Raw genomic sequence first — 20,647 nt, 5'->3', positions numbered from 1 at the left:
ATTAAAGATTATTCTCGAGTATAAATCACTTCCATCGTTTCGTCATCATCCTCTGCATCCTCTGCATCTTCTTCGATATATGCATCGTTAACATCATCCATTGCAGATTCATGGTAATCATCCCATTGAAATTCAATCTGCTGGCGCTCTTCTTCCGGCGTGAACTCCTTCGGCATCTCTTCGAGATGATTTGCAACATTTTGGCAAACTTTTTGTGTGCCTGTTTTAGAAATAGCAGCAACCTTATAAACAGGTCCTTCCCATTGTAGGCGCTCAATGACACTATCTATGATGACTTGTGCATCTTCAGCAGGCATTAAATCTATTTTATTAAAAATCAACCAACGCTCTTTTGCGGCTAATTTAGGACTATGTTTGGCAAGTTCATCTAAAATGATGACTGCGTTATCCGCCGGAGAACTACCGTCAGCGGGTAATAAATCTACCATATGTAATAATACACGGCAACGTTCTAAATGGCGTAAAAAGCGAGTTCCAAGTCCAGCACCTTCTGATGCACCTTCGATTAACCCTGGAATGTCCGCAATAACAAAACTACGTCCATGCCCCATACTTACCACACCTAGATTAGGGATAAGAGTAGTAAATGGGTAATCAGCAACTTTTGGCTTAGCCGCTGAAACGCTACGAATAAATGTAGATTTACCCGCATTCGGTAGACCAAGCATACCTACATCTGCAAGCAATAATAACTCTAATTGCAAATTACGAACTTCACCAAAAGTACCATCTGTTTTTTGACGAGGTGCACGATTAGTACTTGTTTTAAAACGGGCATTTCCCAGACCATGGTATCCGCCTTTGGCAACCATTAGCTTCTGCCCGTGAGACGTTAAATCTCCTAGTATTTCACCCGTATCTTCATCACGAGCACGAGTTCCAACAGGAACAGAGATCACTAAATCTTTACCTCGTGAGCCGGTACAATCACGAGTTTGACCGTTTTCGCCACGTTCGGCCGCATAAAAACGTATAAAACGAAAATCCACTAAAGTATTTAAGTTTTCATCCGCTTGTAAATAAACATCACCACCATCACCACCGTCGCCACCATCAGGTCCACCACGTGGGATATATTTTTCTCGGCGGAAGCCGATACAGCCATTGCCACCATCTCCAGCGTCAACCTTTATTTTTGCTTCATCAACGAACTTCATTACAACCTCCAAGAAAAACTATTTCCAGCACTGATATACATGAGCCATACCCAATGATAACCAGTCTGAATCCATATTTATTACTTACATTTATACTTAGGTTTTAATATTTAAACCTTTAGCATTAATCACTATTATACTTATTTCTATTTTTGACACGATTTAATTGTGTCTAACACAAAAATAGAAATAAATACAAAAAAAAACCCCGCATCTGCGAGGCTTTTATAATTCGGAGTTGAAATTACTTATTCAGCAACAATGCTTACGAATGAACGTAAAGGCTTGCCTTTCTTCTCGAATTTAACAGTACCAGTCGCTTTAGCGAATAGTGTATGATCTTTACCAAGACCAACATTTGTACCCGCGTGGAATTTAGTACCACGTTGACGTACAAGAATATTACCAGCTAAAACTGATTCGCCACCAAAACGTTTAACACCTAAGCGTTTACTTTCTGAATCACGACCGTTATTAGTACTACCACCAGCTTTTTTATGTGCCATTTTTAATAACTCCTAATTACGCGTTAATCGCAACGATTTTAACTTCAGTAAACCATTGGCGGTGTCCCGCTTGTTTACGTGAATGCTTACGACGGCGGAATTTAACGATTTTAACTTTTTTACCACGACCGTGTGCAACTACTTCAGCAGTTACTTTACTTCCTTCAACGTATGGAACACCAACTTTGATGTCATCTTCGCTTGCGATAAGAAGAACTTTATCAAATTCAACTATTGCTCCCGCTTCTACATCTAGTTTTTCCAAACGAAGAGTTTGTTCTACAGCAACACGGTGTTGCTTGCCACCACTCTGGATAACAGCGTACATGTTTATTACTCCGTTCAGGCATCTCGAGCTCTTTACTTTCTAGGTTAGCAACGAGAGCACACTTATTAATCTCAATGGTGGCGGATTCTACGGCAAAAAAACACGTTTGGCAATGTATTTAAGCAAAATAAAACAATAACATTTGATCTAAAAGTGCGTTTATTATATTCATTACCATTGCGCCAATCCCTTAAAATAATGGCACATAAAACGCGCAGTTAAACCATTCGCCTATATATGGAACAAACCACCCTTAACAGGTAATAAAACTGGCAACGTAAAAAGCACACTTTAGTGTGGAACTAAATAACATCTTGCCGAATGAAAAATCTGCAGTTAAAAGATGAAATGTATGCATTACTCTACCGTTATAATTATTTTTATCTGCACTTACTTTTAAACATTAACACTCTTTTACAGGTGTGACCATATGGGAAATAACGGCATAAAAAAGAGCGTTAATAAGCGACTCAAAATCGACTATATCCACATCAAAATAAGGCTGAGTTTATGCTTTAGATAGTCCATAATGATAAAAATCTAGCCATTAAATTTACAACACCTAATTGAATCATGATAATAACTGATTAAACGATGCCATTTTCATCAATGACATATCTCGAACATGCAAAATAAAAAGCATCCTCGGTCACATTTACAGAACTTACCCTCTAATTTCAAATCTAAAAACGCTTATTTTTTTTGATTTCAACCATGTTTTTTATATTATCCTATACTAGCAATATATTGTTTTATCTATTAATTAAGATTATTTCCTGTTGATAAAAAATTCTTTGATATCTCAAAAAAACAAATGATAACTATAGGTTTATTTTTTATTTACAAATTAACAATTTGTTTTCCGTTGTAAATAGACCATCTATGATGGCTTTGAGTTGCAACTCTTTATTGTCTTCAATGGATAATAATATTCAGCTAGCTAGAGTGAGATTTTTATGGCTTTTCTATTGTTAAATCTATAATAAGAGGCATAAATGCGAAAAATAACATTGGGGCGATCCCCTTAACGGGGGTGACAGTAGTGCAGTCGCTGACAATTTAAAAAACATACAAGTAATTTATGCTAATGATCGTGCTTTTGCGGCACTTCGAGGAGATGGTGTTGTTATTACTTGGGGGGATACTCCTAAGGGTGGCGATAGCAGTCTCGTTTCTAAGTATTTAACCAATATAAATAAAGTTTTTTCGACGCGTTTTGCTTTTGCAGCGCTTAAAAATTAAGATCACAAAGCAATATTTAACCTAAAATGGAAATATTTAGCCTTTTATAGAGACATTAAATATAGGTATTCTAATGATGACATTATTGAATGTAATAAGAATACCTATATATGAAGGCATAGATATTCTACTAAAACTGTTGATATAAATTAGGAATATAATATGACATTTCGGACTTCTACTTGGTTGCTCAGTTTAGCCACATTGGTATCGACCAACTTCTTGGTGCCTGTTCTTGCTGCAGAGCAAGACGCTGTACAATCAACATATTCGAGACAAGATAACCGTCACTTTTATTTAGGAGCGAGAGTTGGTTCCAATTATTTAAAAGATGCATGTAATGAAGGTGTTCTGGATTGTGATAGTACCAGCCTGGGATACGGATTATATGGTGGCTATCAATTTAATCCTTGGTTTTCATTGGAAGGTGGCTTAACGGATAATGGTGATTTCTCTTCGTCAAATAGAGGGAATAATGCCAGTGTTGATATAAAAGGAGCTGAAGTTTCTGCGATGTTTACGTATGGATTATCTAAAAACTGGTCTGTTTATACTCGACTAGGTGCTGCTTATCAAAATATTGATAAAGAGTCATCGACTTATGGCGAACAATCGAGTAATGGTTGGAATGGTCTCGTTGCCGTAGGGGTTGATTATGCATTATCAACCCGCTGGTCAGTACGCGCTGAATATCAGCTTATTGATGGTATCGGTGATAGTAATATTAGCAAAGCTGATATGTACTTTACTTCTCTTGGTTTAACTTATCATTTTGGACAAAATAAGATTCAAACGGTAAAGGCTGCAACGCAACCCGTTACCCGTGAAAAGTGTATATCTAGATTCGCAGGTGTTGTTTGTTTTTGATTCGGCGACTTTAAAACGTAAGATGATTTAAATGAATTTATTAATGAGCACCAGCCCAGAATAATTATTATCAAGGGTTATTCAGATAACGCTGGTTCGGAAAAATACAATATGCGCTTATCTGAAAAAAGAGCACAAGCTATCGAGAATTATTTAGTAGCCAAAGGTGTAATAATGTCACGTATGTCTGTGTCTGGCTTAGGATAAGCATCCCCATAGAGAATAATACTACTAAGGCTGGGCGGGCTAATAACCGACGTGCAGACATTGTTTTTAAAGTGGAAATCAAGGCAATATCGCAGAGTGAACAGTGATTTTTTTGTCGAAAGCACCGTAACATAGGGTGCTTTGAATGTTTGTATTAACATTGGTTATATTTCACCCATTGTCGATGAAGTGTCGCATGATAAAGGCAAGCTTAAATCAGAAACAGAATATGACCTTATTTATAGGACAAAATAGAGGAGGATCATTGTAAAAACATTTTATAATATTGAGTTGAGAAAAAATACGTAACAAGCAATAATGGCTGTCTTTAAAAGTATGAACGTGGGAATCATAATAAATATGGATATAAAACAGATCCAGAAAATCTCAAATGCAGAAATGACTCAAGTAAACGTATTAATCAACAAGCAATTAACCTCTGATGTCATACTTATTAAGCAACTGGGGTTTTATATCGTGCATAGTGGCGGAAAACGTATTCGTCCATTGATAGCCATATTAGCAGCCAAAACTCTTAGCGTCCACAATGATAAAATAACAAAATTAGCGACTATTATCGAATTTGTACATACCGCAACATTATTACATGATGATGTTGTTGATGAATCAGATTTACGTCGTGGTAAAAAAACGGCAAATGCGCTCTTTGGGAATGCTGCGAGTGTATTAGTGGGTGACTTTTTATATACACGTTCTTTTCAAATGATGAGTGAATTAAAGAATTTACAAGTCATGGAGATATTGTCGAGTGCAACAAATGTTATTGCAGAAGGTGAAGTATTACAACTTATGAATTGTAATGATGTAAACATTACTGAAAAAATATATATGGATATTATTTATTGTAAAACAGCAAAACTCTTTGAAGCAACCACTCAATTAGTCGCGATATTAACGGAGCAATCTCCCGAAATAGAAATGGCCTTGTTAAATTATGGTAAGTATTTAGGCACTGCATTTCAACTCACTGATGATGTGATGGACTATTGTTCAAATGCCGAAGAAATGGGCAAAAATAGTGGGGATGATTTGGCGCAGGGTAAGCCGACATTACCTCTTATTTATGCAATGCAAAAAGGAAATAAAGAGCAACGTGCATTGATTACTGATGCGATAGAAAAAGCGGATGGGATGCAATATTTTAGTCTTATTATGCAAGCATTGGTTGCAACACGTGCTTTGGAGTACGTCAGGTCGCGCGCACAAGAAGAAGCGGATAAAGCGATTAAGGCCATTGCAATACTACCTGATAATCAATATAAAGATGCGCTAATAAGCTTAGCTCACTTGGCCGCAAATCGTAAAACATAAGGCGGAGGGATATAGTGTCCTCACTCGTTTCCCTTTACGGATGTCGGTTGTTAAGCATAACGTTTTTTGTTCATTGATAACTCGCTTTGCTTGTAGATTTAAATCTAACGGAGTGCTATTTTTTTGTCAGTGCATTCTGTGATAAATTAACCTTTGTTTAGAGTCGAAAATAATTTAGAGTCGAAAATAAGTCTAATAGGCATCCTTTAAAATGAGAATCGTTTTTAAATGTTGGCTCTTTGGCATAATGGTAACTATGATTGTTCTCTTATTAATACGCATCGAATATTGGCATATATTGTGCCATGTATTATTGATGGCCTAATTTTTTGCTTATATTGTTAAATGTAATTCAGGCCCGCGTAAATGTGCTTATACCTTATTTATAAGCAGTTTATAAATAAAATTCAAACACCCCCTCAGAATGTATCAATTAAGCATCATAACCGTTTAAAACTGTCACTATTAATAAGTCATATTTTGGTACTCACATGTCGACAAAATATCAGATGTGAAGTCAATGATTTTTGTCGTAGCACAATGGTATCAGTATGCAAAATGTTTTAATTACGTTGGAATTATCGCGGTTGAAGTTATTTGGATGCATAGATTATTTAAGCTGTTTATTGTGTCACTATTCTTTATATGGGGTGTCAGCGATGTATCTATACCTTTTTTATATTGGAGTGCTCATAAAAGTTCATGCTCTTTTAGAGGGAAATACTTAAATTTGGAATTCATTTAGTTGTTTTTATTTTCTATTATTTGATTAATTGAATATTTGTTTTTGGTTACTATGCTTATTTTGCTGGTGACTGATTTTTATTTTACTTTTATATCTATTTAGGAGAAATTTATGTCCATCACTCGTAGGGGCTTACTTAAGGGAATGTTGGCAACTAGCGCTGTGGCAGCGACGGGCTTAAATGCGGGCTGCGTTATGTCATCGATGAAGAATAGTGATCAACAAGCTTCTGACAATGGCGACAAAAAACCTAATTTATTAATTGTTTTTCCTGATGAAATGCGTGCACAGGCGCTAGGGTTTATGAAGCAAGATCCCTCACATACTCCCAACATTAATAAATTTGCTCAGCAAGGTGTCACATTTAAACAAGCTGTTTCTAATTATCCATTGTGTACCCCTTTCCGAGGTATGTTAATGACGGGGCAATATCCATATCGGAATGGTATTCAAGGTAATAGTCATGCCTCTACCCCGGGTATGTTTGCAGGCAGTGATTTTGGTATTGAGCTAAAACAAAATGCATTAACATGGTCAGATATATTAAAGGGGCAAGGATATAGTTTAGGGTATATAGGGAAATGGCATTTAGATTTGCCTAAAGTACCTTTTGTTCCCAGTTATAATAATCCAATGGAAGGGCGTTATTGGAATGACTGGACTCCTCCTGAGCGTCGTCATGGTTTTGATTTTTGGTATTCATATGGAACTCATGATCATCATTTGCATCCAATGTATTGGACAAATGAAACACCAAGGGATAAACCGTTACATATTAATCAATGGAGTCCTGAGCATGAAGCGGACATCGCTATTAAATATTTACGTAATGAAAACGGTAAATATAGAGATAGCAATAAGCCGTTTAGTCTCGTCGTTTCAATGAATCCACCACACTCTCCTTATGATCAAATACCTAAAAAATATTTGGACAAATATAAAGGCATAACATCGAAAAGTCTAAATACTCGGCCGAATGTTCAGTGGGATAAAGAATATGGTGAAGGGTACGGGCCAGAATATTTCAAAGAATATATGGCAATGATATACGGTGTTGATGAGCAATTTGGGCGTATTATTGATGAATTGGATAGTCTAAAATTAACGGAAGATACTTTAGTTCTGTTTTTCTCTGATCATGGTTGTTGTATGGGCTCTAACGGTAATCCAACTAAAAATGTGCATTATGAAGAAGCAATGCGTATTCCGATGATTTTTAGATGGCCAGGTACATTAAGTGCAGGAAGCAGTGATATTTTATTTTCAGCGCCAGATATTTACCCCACTATATTAGGGTTAATGGGGATGGAAGATTTAATACCAGATACGGTTGAGGGAATTAATTTTGCGAAGACTGTGCGAGGAATGCAAGGAGATATACATCCCTCTTCACAATTTTATACCTTTATGCCATACGGTGCACAATCCTATGGACGCAGAGGAATACGTACGGATAGATATACTTTGGTTATTGATCGTAAAATAGGAAAGCCTCTTAGTTTTGTTTTACATGATAATAAAAAAGATCCGTATCAAATGGAAAATATTGCGGAGGAGAGTCGCGATCTAATTAAAAAATTAATTGCAGAAGAGTTAATGCCTTGGTTAGATAAAACAGGAGATCCTTGGCGCCCGACAGAAGTTTCTGAAAAAGTGTTAAATGCATATACATAATGGAGCAACTTTGTATGATTGAATGAGAGGTAAGATAAAATGTTACTTGTGATTTTTGTGTTATAGATGCGACTTTTTATACATCTCTTGAGTAATACGAAATAGCGGTTGTTTTTGTTATTATCTCCTAGCAATAGTACCGCGACTTAATGAGAGAAGCCCTTAGTATTGTAAAATACTAAGGGCTTCTCTCTTTAAGGAACAGCTTGCCCAATGAGTAAAAAATTGACTATTATGGATATTGCTAAGCTTGCGGGCGTTGGGAAATAAACGGTATCAGGAGTATTAACACCACATGCCAATGTAAAAAAAAGTACACGTGAAAAAGTAGAGCGTGCGATAAAAAAATCTGCTTTTATACCATCTAAATCTGCTCAATAAATAGGAGTTGGAAGTAGTAAACTAATAAACTAATAAACTAATAAGGTATTAAGGGTTTTAGTGCTAGTTTATCGAATGCCAGAGGGGTGATGAGTGAATATACCCCAAAGTGTTTAAATATTGATGTATACCCTATGATTAGACTAAGATGTTTGATGGCGGTAACAACATAACGTTCTGCGATAAGCTTTATTCCCGAAAAACTTCATTGTCTCTGAGGTGACTTTAAACTACTAAATTTTAATTTTAGACAAAAGCATAGATTATATTGCTTAGATTCAACTAATAAGTGTATAACTTGGATGGTAGAAAAATTGGTCAGCTGAATATATGCTAATTGCTTTTTATCCAGAAAAAGATGCAACAATAAAAACATATAAACAACTGACCTATGAGCTAAGAGGCCATATTTACGCCTTAAATAAAAAAGGGTTGAGTCAAAATAAAATTGCTCGACAATTACATATTAATCAATCCATTCTCAGCAGAGAGCTTTCCCGCAATAGGAAAAAAGAGGTTGTCACATAAAACAGGCGCAATGGTAATCCCCCAAGAAAACATCACCGCACTTGCATAACCTTCTGCAGACATCGGTGGCACATCAACAACACGACCATCCGGCATACGATAGCCAATACAAATTTTTATTTCTTTTAAACCATCTAAAACATCAAGTTTCGTTAGGCAAAAACCAGTGATACTGTTTAACTGTACTGCGCGTTTAATAGCAACCGCATCAAACCAACCAGTACGACGCAAACGTCCCGTGGTAGCGCCAAATTCATGACCTACTAGCCCTAAATGTTTGCCCGCTTCATCCAATTTTTCAACGCCATCATAAAGCTCCGTTGGAAAAGGACCAGAGCCAACACGAGTTGTATAAGCTTTAACAATACCCAGCACATAATTCAGATGAATAGGGCCAAAACCACTACCCGTTGCAACGCCACCGGCAGTCGTATTTGACGATGTTACATAAGGATAAGTACCATGGTCAATATCCAGCAAAGTACCTTGAGCGCCTTCAAATAAAATGTTTTCACCGCGTAGGCGAGCTTTATCTAATTCATCAGTGACGTCGATAACCATACTGATCAACATAGGCGCCATTTTTATCATTTGAGCAAGCACTTCGGTATAGTTAACCGGCTCAACATGATAATAGTTTTCTAATTGGAAATTATGGTATTCCATTACGTCTTTTAATTTGAGCGCAAATGTATCCATATTATACAAATCATCAACACGTAACCCGCGACGCGCAACTTTATCTTCATAAGCAGGACCAATACCACGCCCAGTCGTACCGATAGCCTTGCTACCCAGTGCTTTTTCACGCGCCATATCGAGTGCAACATGATAAGGCATAATAAGAGGACACCCTTCACTGATAAAAAGACGATCTTTAGCGGGAATACCGCGCTCTGCAAGTGTGTTCATTTCTTCAAATAAAGCATCTGGGGCAAGTACTACACCGTTGCCTATTACACATTTAACATTATCTCGTAATATACCCGATGGGATTAAATGCAAAACTGTTTTTTTCCCATCAATAACTAATGTGTGCCCTGCATTATGCCCGCCTTGATAACGAACAACCCATTGCGCTTTGTCTGTTAATAAGTCTACAACCTTACCTTTACCTTCGTCACCCCATTGAGTGCCGAGAACTACTATATTTTTTCCCATCAGAATCACATTTTCTCTAGCGAATTGAGGAAATATTTTAGCAAATATTAATCGAGATTATCAATCTCTTTATGAAAAATTTGCTTAAAGTACGAATTTTAGATATAAAAAAAGGCAGATAACTGCCTTTTTTAAAATTAAAGTCACCTTTAACCATTAAATTTCATAAATTTAAAGAATTCCGAGTCGGAACTTAAAACCATCACATCACTTTTATTCGAAAAACTTTTTTCGTACGCACGCATACTGCGTAAGAATATAAAGAATTTTGGATCTTTAGAGTAAGAATCCGAATAAATTTTAGATGCAGTTGCATCACCAATACCTCGAACTTCTAATGATTTTTTATTCGCAGTTGCCAACATAATTGAAACTTTACGATCAATTTTTGCGCGAATAATCTCAGCTTGCTCATGCCCTTGTGAACGATGCTCTTTAGCTACAGCTTGACGCTCTGCACGCATACGCTTGTAGATACTATCGCTAACTTCATCGGGTAAATTAATCTTTTTAATACGTACATCAACAACCTTAATACCTAATTCAGCCGAACGAGCCAAGCGTTTTAGCGCGGTTTCCATTAATTCACCACGTTTGCCTGACACAATTTCACTTATAGTGTGAGAAGCAATCTCGCTACGTAATCCATTGTTTATTTTGCGTTTTAACAATGCTTCCGCCTGCATTTTATTACCCCCTGTCGCGAGATAATAAACAGATAAATCATCGATTTCCCATTTCACATAGGCATCAATGATTAAATCTTTTTTCTCTAAGGTTACATAACGATCTGCTTGATCATCTAACGTTTGAATACGTGTATCCATCACACGAACCGTATCAATAAACGGCACTTTAAAATGTAATCCTGGCCCATAAATAATACTTTCATTCGCCGCATCACGTTTTACTTTACTAAATTGCAAAACGATACCGCTTTGCCCTTCATAAACAATAAACGTACTGCTAAAGAGCCCAAGTAATATTATAACAACGATAATTAATAGTTTATTCATTAGTAACTTCTCCCCGTATTACGCGTGCTACGAGAAACCCTACCACTTACACTCGCACGATCTGTTGCCATTTTTGTGTTTGCTTGCTCTACACGAGCATCAATATCTAATTCCGATGTCGTTAACGCTTTTTTAGCTATCGCACTATTAGTCATAAGTTTATCTAATGGAAGAAAAGTCATATTAGACCCCGATTTATTATCTAGTAATACTTTTGATGTATTGCTTAATACCCTTTCCATCGTTTCAATATAAATACGCTGACGCGTTATATTCGGTGCGTCTTGATAGGCAGATAAGACTTTATTAAATACTGCAACCTCACCTTGTGCTTTTAATACTACGCCTGCAGTATAAGCTTCTGCTTCTTGCTCAATACGCTTCACTTTACCACGAGCAAGAGGTTCTTTTTCACGTTCATAAGCTTCGGCTTCTCGTACGAAACGTTGTTCATCTTCTTGTGCAGATATCGCATCATCAAAGGCAGCTTTTACCTCTTCAGGAGGGCGTGTCTGTTGTAAATTCACATCTACAACTTCAATACCTAGCTGATACGGCTCTATAATTTTTTCTAACATTTTCCACGTATTTTGACGTACAAGTTCACGACCCGTCGTTAATACATCATCCATAGAGGCATGGCCAACGACAAAACGCAAGGCACTGTCTAAAGCTTGTAATAAACTATTGTCTGCATTAGTGACACTAAATAAATACTTTTCAGGGTCAACAATTCGGTACTGGACCTCCATTGCAACTTTAACCACATTTTCATCACGCGTTAACATAAAGCCGTTTGTCGGCATCGTGCGAAAAGCTTTAACATTGATAGGAATAACCTTATCGATAAATTTAGGATTCCAATGTAGACCTGGTTCAACTTGCCCGTTATAAGCACCAAAACGTAATACAACACCTCGATCTGATTCTTTAATCGTATACCAACCACTGATAAACCACACCACAACCAGTAAGCTTACAATCATCATTATAACTAATTTACTATAATTATTGCTTCCATTTTTGTTTGAATTTTGTTTTTTGCCAAATAACGCACCGAGAGTATTACTCAGCTTTTGAAAAATAACATCGAGATCAGGAGGCCCCTGATCTTTTTTCTTTCCGCTGTTGTTCCACGGGTCTTTATCATCTTTTCCCGGTTCGTTCCAAGCCATAGTTAGCTCCCGATTGAATAATATAAGTTATTGAATATTGGAATGTAGCAATGTTCTCTCAAATAATAAAGAGAACTCGACATAATCTGTTATTTGTTTCCAGTTAGACAAGCATCCATCGTATCAGGGAAACGTTTTCTCAGGCGCGACAAATCGACATTATTAATACGAATGTCGAGTAAACAATCACCATTTTCAGCATAAGATTCTTCCACGATACAATTGAGTTGGTGTAATTGCGCACGCAATTTTCCTTGCTCGGGTGGAATAGATAACTGCAATGCACGAATAGGCCCCGACAACAAAGAACTCAAAGCATTTAATAATAAATCACAACCTTCACCTGTTTTGGCCGATAACCAAACACGTGTTGGCTTGCCTTCATCATCGACATCTACACGTGGCTTTAAATCATCAAAAGCATCTATTTTATTCATGATCGTAAGTTGAGGCACATCACCGGCATCAATATCATTTAAAACACGCTGCACTGCATCAATATTACCTCTGTAGTTTTCATCAGAACAATCGATAATATGTAAGAGTAAAGTTGCTTCGCGAGTCTCTTGTAATGTCGCTTTAAATGCCGCAACAAGATCATGTGGCAAATGACGTACAAAACCCACTGTATCCGCTAAAATACAATTACCTACATCATGCACATTAATTTGTCTTAACGTAGGATCAAGAGTAGCAAAAAGTTTATCCGCAGCATAAACATCGGCTCCAGTCATTGTATTAAATAAGGTAGACTTACCGGCATTAGTATAACCCACCAAAGATACCGTCACTACTTCGCTCCGAACACGCGCACGACGCCCTTGATCGCGCTGTTTCGATACTTTGGCTAAGCGTCCTTTTATAGCAGTAATGCGCTCACTGAGTAAACGCCTATCACTTTCTAGTTGCGTCTCACCTGGCCCGCGCATGCCTATCCCGCCTTTTTGTCTCTCAAGGTGGGTCCACCCACGTATCAAACGTGTAGACATATGCTTTAACTGAGCAAGTTCAATTTGTAATTTACCTTCATAAGTACGTGCGCGCTGTGCAAATATATCTAAAATCAAAGCGGTTCTATCAAGTACTAAACATTCACAAAGTGCTTCTAAATTTCGTTGCTGTGCAGGTGATAACGCATGGTTGAAAATAACAACATTTGCTCCTAACGTCCGTACGCTATCCGCTATTTCTTGCGCTTTACCGGTGCCCACAAAATACCGAGGATGTGGTGATTTTCTAGGCCCTGTGACTACTCCAACAGACTTTACGCCCGCAGAACTCACTAATAATTTTAACTCCTCTAGGTCCTCTTTTTTATCATCATCTGAAAAAGTAATGTGGACTAAGAGTGCCAGCTCTCCGGCTTTATAACGATCAAACAATAAAAGCTCCAAAAATAAAAAGTATAAAAATTCATCCTAACACAACAAAGATCAAAGGTTAGATAAAAAACAATCCGTAAAAAAAGTATCTAGCACACAAAAAATCATTCTGGTGGATGAAAAATAGGGACATCTCGTGTCGGTACAACTGTCGAAATAGCATGTTTATATACCATTTGACTCACCGTGTTTTTTAACAAAATTACAAACTGATCAAAAGATTCTATTTGCCCTTGTAATTTAATACCATTCACTAAATAAATAGCAACAGGAATGTGTTCTTTACGTAACGTATTCAAAAAGGGATCTTGTAATGATTGTCCTTTAGCCATTATTGTCTCCTATTATTGTTATTAGTAGTAAGTCAGTATAAACAACCACTCCAAAAAAAATGTACTGCATGTTGTTTTTTTTGATCTATACCACTTTCTTTATTTTTATTTCTATAAAAGTATACGATACTCAGTGTGTTACATCTTAAATATAGACGCTAATGCAAGCACACTAATACAGCTAAATAATAGACCGAGAAAGAAACTTTTTTTTAAAACGCCACTTCAAATTATGGCAGAACACATAACCGCACTTGCGGCTTAGCGGTTATGCACTTCAAGGTTGAATCTGCCTATTAATTCATTCATTATTTTATCATAATTGCACGAATCTGTACTCTCAAGCCAAGTTAACTCTGTTTTCCAACCACGTAGCCAAGTCATTTGCCGCTTCGCAAGTTGACGTGTTGCGACAACACCTCTAAATTGCATTTCATCATAGCCAATTTCACCCTCTAAATATTGCCACATTTGCCGGTAACCCACACAACGCATTGAGGGAAGATCCATATGTAAATCTGCACGTGATTTCAACTCTCTCACTTCTTGCTCAAATCCAGCTTGTAACATTTTCGTAAAACGTAACTCAATACGTTGATGTAATGTCGATTTTTCTTGGGGTGCAATCGCAAATTGGCGAACATTAAAAGGGATAGGCTCACTTTTAATTTGCGTGAGCTCTGTCATGCTTTTACCCGATATTCGATAAACTTCAAGTGCTCGTGAAAGACGTTGCGGATCATTAACATGGATCCTTTTCGCCGCTATAGGGTCTATTTTCTCAAGTTGCTCATGCATAAATTGCCAACCCGACAGTTGCGCTTCTTGCTCAATTTGCGCACGAATATCCAAATCTGCAGCAGGTAATGGTGAAAGCCCATCAATTAATGCTTTGTAATACAACATCGTACCGCCAACTAATAACGGAGTCTTACCCCTCTTACAAATAGAAGCCATTAAAGATAATGCATCCCTCCGAAAATCGCCAACTGAATACGCTTGTACTGGATCTAATATATCTACTAAAGCATGTGGTGCAAGTTGACGTTCGCTAAGCGTTGGCTTCGCTGTACCGATGTCCATACCTTTATAAATTAAAGCAGAGTCCACACTAATAATTTCACAGTTTGCTTGTGTTGCTAAGCGTATCGCAAGATCCGTTTTACCCGAAGCCGTTGGCCCCATTAAAAAAATAGCAGAAGGGTGTTTATGCATCACAGACGCCTTGCAGTAAAAGAGAAAGATCGGGCTCTAAAAAAAGCCCTTGAGATGTTGATTGAAAACTATCTTGTTCGATAAGTTGTAATAATTCGTTTGCTTGGTGCATGCTCCATTTCTTTTCTTGTGTTTGTTGTACTAATAATGTCTGCACTATCAATGAACAAAAATCATTAACCTCAAGATCCGTTAATGATTCAGGGAAATTTTTTAAATGCTCTAATAATACAGGCAATATTTTAGCAACGGGGGCTTGGCGCAATAATGTAGGCACCTTGTTAACAATGAGTTTCTGCATTTTTAGTTTTATGTGAAAGCCTAAACGTTGTAAAAGAATTTCAACATGAGTGCTTAATGGTAATAATTCTGAATTCAATGATAAACGTACAGGTAATAATAACGGCTGAGCTATTACTTCTCCATTTTGCCATGCCTCAAATAATATTTTTTGTTGTAAAAAGTTATCGGCTTTCACTAAGGATAAAAGGCATAAGGCTCGTTCACTTTGTGGGTTGCTCTGTGAGATTTCCCTTTGTACTAATAAATAACGATTTTCGATTAATGCTAACGCCAAAGTGTGCTTTACCTTTTTTGCCACGAGCGCCGAAGGAGCCGGTAACTCATTAGGACGAATAAAATCACAATACGCATTAATCTGTGCATTATCCATGCTTGATTGATAATTGTGTTTAGGTGCAGGGTGAATGTTTGATGGTGAAGATATAGATGCCTTACTTAAACCAACATTTGATGAGCTTACATTTAAACGGTGCTGTTCCGACTCATCTGCCAAGTTCTGACTTTGTTGCATTAACATGTCAGGATCATTTAACGTCATACTCAACGTGCTCACTATAAAATCATGTACCCAACGAGCTTGATGAAAACGCACTTCATGTTTAGATGGGTGTACATTTACATCTACTTGCTCAGCAGGACAATCAATATAAATCACAAATCCAGGGAATAATCCTGTCGGCAATAAACGCGCATATGCTTGCTTTATTGCATGATTAACCAACCTATCACGAATAATTCGTCCATTAATATAACAATATTGCACATCACCTAATGTCCTTGGCGATAATCTATTTGAGATCCAACCCGATATTTTTAAACCCTGATCCGCACTTTCAAAATGTAATGCATTTTTTACAAAGCTTTCACTACAAATACTCGCCAGACGTTTTTGTTGCTGCGCCTGTGTTTGCGCTGCGCGATATTGACGTATCACTTTACCATTATGCTTTAACGTAAAAGAGATATTAAAATAACTGAGCGCTAAACGACGGATTAATTCATCAATGTGTTGAAATTCTGTTTTTTCTGTTTTTAAAAAACGTCGCCGAGCAGGAGTATTAAAAAACAGATCTAGCACTTCGACGGTTGTGCCTTGTGGATGCGCACATGGCTTAATATGCACGTCCATATCACGACCTTCGGCAATGGCTTGCCAAGCCTGATTTTGCTGCTCGGGCTTAGAAGTAAACGTTAAACGCGAAACTGAACTAACACTTGCTAATGCTTCGCCTCGAAATCCCAAACTAGTTATCGCTTCAAGATCATCTAAGTGGCTAATTTTACTCGTGGCATGTCTGCTTAATGCTAAAGTGAGTTGATCTTTTGCAACCCCTTTCCCATTATCTTGCACACGTATACATTTTGCGCCACCTTTTTCGATATCAATATCAATACGCGTAGCACCCGCATCTAAGCTATTTTCTAATAACTCTTTAACGACCGATGCGGGCCGTTCAACCACCTCACCCGCAGCAATTTGATTAGCGAGACGAGGGGCTAAAATTTTAATAGGCATAATGATAGATCCGAAAATTTAACTAACAGGAATACGTAACCGTTGCCCAACAGAAATATCTGTTGTATTTAAATGATTAAATTGTTTTAATTTCTTTACCGATACCCCATAACGCTGAGCAATAATAGAAAGAGATTCCCCACGACGAACTTTATAGGGAGTAGCAACAGCATTAACCGCTGGTATTTTTATTATCTGCCCAATACTTAAAGAACTTGACGACAATTGATTATAACGCATTAATGTTGTGACGCTAAGCGCATTTTCCTTTGCTATCCCAGATAAATTTTCACCTGAACGAACCTTATGCACTCTATCTTTTGATGCTGTTCTAAAATCCGATAACTTTAATTTTTGTCCTATTTTCAAAACACTACTACGTAATTGATTAATACGTTTTAAACATTCTGTCGTCGTTCCATATTGTTGCGCAATCACCGACAATGATTCACCACTTTTAACCTTATGCGTACGCGAGAGTTGTGTTACTTTTTGGCGCGATGAAACCAGTGTAGTTAAACGCAATTTTTGCCCAATCGCAAGTTCTGTAGAACGTAATTGATTAAAGTTTTTAAGCTGCGCGCTGGTTAGCCCATAACGATGTGCAATTACCGACAATGATTCACCACGTTTAACTCGATGTATGCGCGCGCGTTTTGTTATTTTTGCACGCGATGAAACAGGCGCAGTTAAACGCAATTTTTGCCCAATCGCAAGTTCTGTCGAGCGTAACTGATTAAAGCTTTTAAGCTGTGCGCTTATTAGTCCATAGCGATGTGCAATCACCGATAATGAGTCGCCACGTTTTACGGTATATATTTTAATTTGAGCACGCTTATAAATATTTGACGCGCTATTCTTTAACGCACTCAAGTATAATTTTTGCCCCACAAAAACAGAGTTAGAGCGTAATGTATTAAAACGTTTAATTTGCGCTAATGATATATCATATTTAGCTGCAATTTCAGATAATGTATCCCCTTGTTGCACTTTATAAATACGTTGTTTATATTTATCTTGCGAAGAGATATTCGTCTCCATGCCTCCGGGTATTTTTATTTTTTGTCCAACCCATAACACACTTGAGTGCAAATTGTTTTTTTGCTTTAATTGGCTAACTGTCGAGCCATAGCGTTGCGCAATAATCGAGAGTGATTCTCCATTTTTAACTTTATATATGCGTGTTTTTTGCCATATATCTTCAACTAAAGAAAGATTATTAGTCTTATCTTCCAATTTTACAACGAGTTCATAATCTGCAGGGATTTTTAATGTCTGGCCAATTTTAAGCCGGTTAGAGTGTAAATTATTATAAGATTTTAATTGCAGAAGAGGGATGCTATAACGTTGAGCAATATTAGATAATGATTCACCACTACGCACAGTATGTTTGATTGTACGTCTACGCTGAGCGAATAATGAATCATGCGGAGGCGAGTCTATAAAATGTTTATAAATCGCATTAAAAATCGCATTAGCCACTTTGTTTTGATAAGACGCTTGGCCTAATAAACGCTCCTCTCGATAATTAGTAATAAATCCTGCTTCAACTAAAATAGAGGGGATATAAGGTGACTTTAATACCGCAAGGCTGGCACTCTCTGGTTTCTTCTTATGCAATTTTGTTATTTTATTTAATTCAGCGACAACATTATAGGCGACTTCTTCAGCCACCAACATTGAATTAGATTTAGACATATCAAAAAACATTTTATTTAAAAAAGGAACGCTCGAAGATTCATTTTTTATATTACCAATACCCCCCAACAATTCAGAATGAACTTCGTGACGCTCCATACGTCGCCCCATTTCAGAATTGGCTCGTCTATCTGACAAAATCCATACTGATGCTCCACTTGGCTGACTTGATGTAAAGCCATCTGCATGAATAGACACTAAGAAATCAGCTTTTCCCTGATGAGCTAACTCCGAGCGCTTATTTAAATTAATATAATAATCCCCCGTACGAATTAATATCGCCGACATGCCTTTTTGTTGATCAATGCGTCTTTTAAGACGCTGAGCAATTTGCAATGTGATTTTTTTTTCTTGAGTCAAACGCCCTGATGCACCTGGATCTTCTCCTCCGTGCCCCGCATCAACCGCAATGATCACATTACGTCCAACCGGCGTTATTTTTCTAATCACTTTTTCCGGTTTAGTTTTTATTGTTTTTTTATAAGGTAAATCTATGACCAATCGATGTCCGTAAGGAGGTTCTGGAGAAAGAGAAAAAACAACCGCTTTACTTGCTTGTTTTAAATCGATAACTAACCGATATACACCCGATTGCCGAGTAATACTACGCCGAATATTTTTAACTAAAGGTCCCGTATGTTTTATTTTTTTAAAATCGAGAACACTAGTTGTGCTTTTTAGATCTATCACTAAACGATCTGGCTTTTTTAAATAATGAATGCTATATCTTGCTTGTTTTGACAAGTCCAAAACAACACGAGTATTATCTGGAGAAGGCCAAGATCGTACGCTATTTAATTTATTTTGCACTCCGGCAGAAACAGAACCCGAAAAAAAACAGAATAAGAAATTAATAATCAATAAAGATAAGGTCAGTCGTATTTTTAACACTTTCATAATTTTTGTAACACTCTTTGTCCATTTTCTGTATTAGCTTGTAATTCAATACTACGTAACTCGCCAACATAACGTAATGTTAAATCAATATCCGCTTGCGTTAAAACACCTTCACCTCGTTCTGGCCATTCTACAAGACAATGACTTTGCGCTGTAAAGTAATCACGGATACCCATAAATTCTAACTCTTCAGGTGAACCTAACCGATATAAATCAAAATGATAAACAGTCCAGTTCTCTAACTCATAGGGTTCAACAAGTGTATAAGTAGGGCTTTTAACATGGCCTTTATGACCTAACCCTTGAATAAAACCTCGGGTCAAAGTTGTTTTACCTGAGCCTAAATCACCGTGTAAATAAATACAAATAGCAGTATCACACGCAGCACTCAAACGTCGACCAAACCGCACAGTATCCTCTGCGCTCATTAAATTTTCTTTATATAAATCAACCATTATGGGTTTACTAATTTCCTAATATAGGAGGAAAGATCGCTCTAAAATTAATCTTTACACTCTGTTTTTACAGCTAATACAGCAGAAAAATCATGAATACAAAAGCAGGTTTTAACCGCCACTAAGAGATAATGTAAAACATTATCGATATCACTAACAAACGTATATAAGTCTTGTCTATTTTTACTTAAGTTGGTTTCTCATTACAAAAAACCATCAACATTTAAAAAATACCACCAGACAAGGTTATTATCACGCAACTACAATATAAAAATAATTTGAAACTCGGCGACAATTACTTACAAATAGAATTATATTTGTAGTTATATTATATGAAGACTTATGACATCAGACTCAAGGTTGTAAATATTAAAAATATTTTATATAAAAAAACATCGACGATATATAATACTAAGCCACACGCCCGACTATAGACATTAACTATTTACTTCTGCGGATAAAATAAGCATTTATTATGCGCTCTGATTTTGCATCTTGAGGTATCATAG

The 20,647-nt window shown here is 37.0% G+C and carries 15 protein-coding genes and 3 pseudogenes; 6 read left to right on the top strand and 12 right to left on the bottom strand.

What is annotated here, in order from left to right; genetic code table 11:
* Positions 1-8: 8 nt before the first annotated feature.
* The 3 genes from cgtA to rplU form a co-directional block, all read right to left on the bottom strand.
* Positions 9-1,178 (bottom strand): Obg family GTPase CgtA, encoded by a 1,170-nt coding sequence (cgtA, locus tag B8W84_RS01370; RefSeq protein ID WP_094751537.1) that lies wholly within the window; start codon positions 1,176-1,178, stop codon positions 9-11.
* A gap of 248 nt (positions 1,179-1,426) precedes the next feature.
* Positions 1,427-1,684, bottom strand: coding sequence for a 50S ribosomal protein L27 (rpmA, locus tag B8W84_RS01365; RefSeq protein ID WP_015464273.1), 258 nt, complete (start codon positions 1,682-1,684; stop codon positions 1,427-1,429).
* A gap of 16 nt (positions 1,685-1,700) precedes the next feature.
* On the bottom strand, positions 1,701-2,012 hold the full coding sequence (gene rplU, locus B8W84_RS01360; protein WP_094751536.1) for a 50S ribosomal protein L21: 312 nt from the start codon (positions 2,010-2,012) through the stop codon (positions 1,701-1,703).
* Between the two features lie 1,404 nt (positions 2,013-3,416).
* Here rplU and B8W84_RS01355 point away from each other — a divergent pair.
* From B8W84_RS01355 to B8W84_RS01330, 6 genes and pseudogenes are all read left to right on the top strand, one after another.
* Positions 3,417-4,121: a porin gene (locus B8W84_RS01355; protein ID WP_094751535.1), complete on the top strand. Its 705-nt coding sequence runs from the start codon at positions 3,417-3,419 to the stop codon at positions 4,119-4,121.
* 39 nt (positions 4,122-4,160) lie between these two features.
* Positions 4,161-4,328 (top strand): OmpA family protein, encoded by a 168-nt coding sequence (locus tag B8W84_RS08225; protein ID WP_094751534.1) that lies wholly within the window; start codon positions 4,161-4,163, stop codon positions 4,326-4,328.
* A 360-nt stretch (positions 4,329-4,688) separates the two neighbouring features.
* Positions 4,689-5,660: an octaprenyl diphosphate synthase gene (gene ispB, locus B8W84_RS01345; RefSeq protein ID WP_094751533.1), complete on the top strand. Its 972-nt coding sequence runs from the start codon at positions 4,689-4,691 to the stop codon at positions 5,658-5,660.
* A gap of 856 nt (positions 5,661-6,516) precedes the next feature.
* Complete coding sequence (locus B8W84_RS01340) at positions 6,517-8,079, top strand: sulfatase family protein (RefSeq protein ID WP_094751532.1); 1,563 nt, start codon at positions 6,517-6,519, stop codon at positions 8,077-8,079.
* Between the two features lie 282 nt (positions 8,080-8,361).
* Positions 8,362-8,460, top strand: a pseudogene (treR, locus tag B8W84_RS08220) (trehalose operon repressor TreR); the annotation flags it as partial.
* A 366-nt stretch (positions 8,461-8,826) separates the two neighbouring features.
* Positions 8,827-8,999 (top strand): annotated as a pseudogene (locus B8W84_RS01330) (helix-turn-helix domain-containing protein); the annotation flags it as partial.
* 34 nt (positions 9,000-9,033) lie between these two features.
* Here the strand turns inward: B8W84_RS01330 and B8W84_RS01325 are convergent.
* The 9 genes and pseudogenes from B8W84_RS01325 to tsaE all read right to left on the bottom strand — a co-directional run.
* Positions 9,034-10,149: pseudogene (locus B8W84_RS01325) on the bottom strand (adenylosuccinate synthase); the annotation flags it as partial.
* A 149-nt stretch (positions 10,150-10,298) separates the two neighbouring features.
* A complete protein-coding gene (gene hflC, locus B8W84_RS01320) occupies positions 10,299-11,165 on the bottom strand; it encodes a protease modulator HflC (RefSeq protein WP_094751530.1) in 867 nt (288 codons plus the stop codon).
* Positions 11,165-12,340 (bottom strand): FtsH protease activity modulator HflK, encoded by a 1,176-nt coding sequence (hflK, locus tag B8W84_RS01315; RefSeq protein ID WP_094751529.1) that lies wholly within the window; start codon positions 12,338-12,340, stop codon positions 11,165-11,167. The genes hflC and hflK overlap by 1 nt, the downstream gene beginning before the upstream one ends.
* 89 nt (positions 12,341-12,429) lie before the next feature.
* A complete protein-coding gene (gene hflX, locus B8W84_RS01310; protein ID WP_094751528.1) occupies positions 12,430-13,722 on the bottom strand; it encodes a ribosome rescue GTPase HflX in 1,293 nt (430 codons plus the stop codon).
* 104 nt (positions 13,723-13,826) lie between these two features.
* Positions 13,827-14,054: an RNA chaperone Hfq gene (hfq, locus tag B8W84_RS01305; protein WP_094751527.1), complete on the bottom strand. Its 228-nt coding sequence runs from the start codon at positions 14,052-14,054 to the stop codon at positions 13,827-13,829.
* A gap of 261 nt (positions 14,055-14,315) precedes the next feature.
* On the bottom strand, positions 14,316-15,269 hold the full coding sequence (gene miaA, locus B8W84_RS01300; RefSeq protein ID WP_094751526.1) for a tRNA (adenosine(37)-N6)-dimethylallyltransferase MiaA: 954 nt from the start codon (positions 15,267-15,269) through the stop codon (positions 14,316-14,318).
* A complete protein-coding gene (mutL, locus tag B8W84_RS01295) occupies positions 15,262-17,088 on the bottom strand; it encodes a DNA mismatch repair endonuclease MutL (protein ID WP_094751525.1) in 1,827 nt (608 codons plus the stop codon). Before mutL ends, miaA begins: the two co-directional genes overlap by 8 nt.
* Positions 17,089-17,106: 18 nt before the next feature.
* Positions 17,107-19,683: a LysM peptidoglycan-binding domain-containing protein gene (locus tag B8W84_RS08085; protein ID WP_094751524.1), complete on the bottom strand. Its 2,577-nt coding sequence runs from the start codon at positions 19,681-19,683 to the stop codon at positions 17,107-17,109.
* Complete coding sequence (gene tsaE / locus B8W84_RS01285) at positions 19,680-20,138, bottom strand: tRNA (adenosine(37)-N6)-threonylcarbamoyltransferase complex ATPase subunit type 1 TsaE (RefSeq protein ID WP_094751523.1); 459 nt, start codon at positions 20,136-20,138, stop codon at positions 19,680-19,682. The genes B8W84_RS08085 and tsaE overlap by 4 nt, the downstream gene beginning before the upstream one ends.
* Positions 20,139-20,647 lie beyond the last annotated feature (509 nt).

Source organism: Psychromonas sp. CD1, assembly GCF_002239585.1.
Classification (GTDB): domain Bacteria; phylum Pseudomonadota; class Gammaproteobacteria; order Enterobacterales; family Psychromonadaceae; genus Psychromonas.
The sequence above is the reverse complement of the archived record's forward strand: the minus strand, read 5'-3'. Positions and strand labels throughout refer to the sequence as shown.